Raw genomic sequence first — 229 nt, 5'->3', positions numbered from 1 at the left:
CCGTCTGACATTGACATTCATGTGCCTGGTGACCCTAGAGGTTGGGAAGCACCTGATCATCTCAGAATTTATGACTGGGACAAGATAATGAAAGTGATGAAAGACTTAGGCTACGACTTAATAGATATTCATGAGCATGAATTCCAAAAGGATAGAGTGAGTGTTGAATTTTGAAGTATCGATTCCTTACTTGATTTTGCAGGAGTTTCGGAATTGGATATAGAGCTTG

Annotated in this window: 1 pseudogene; it reads left to right on the top strand. The window is 39.7% G+C overall.

What is annotated here, in order from left to right:
- Nucleotides 1–171, top strand: a pseudogene (locus SORDD27_RS09530) (phosphoribosylanthranilate isomerase); the annotation flags it as partial.
- Nucleotides 172–229: the final 58 nt, after the last annotated feature.

The organism is Streptococcus oralis (assembly GCF_001579025.1).
Taxonomy (GTDB): domain Bacteria; phylum Bacillota; class Bacilli; order Lactobacillales; family Streptococcaceae; genus Streptococcus; species Streptococcus oralis_X.
Note: the sequence above shows the minus strand (reverse complement) of the source record. Positions and strands in the feature narration are given on the sequence as shown.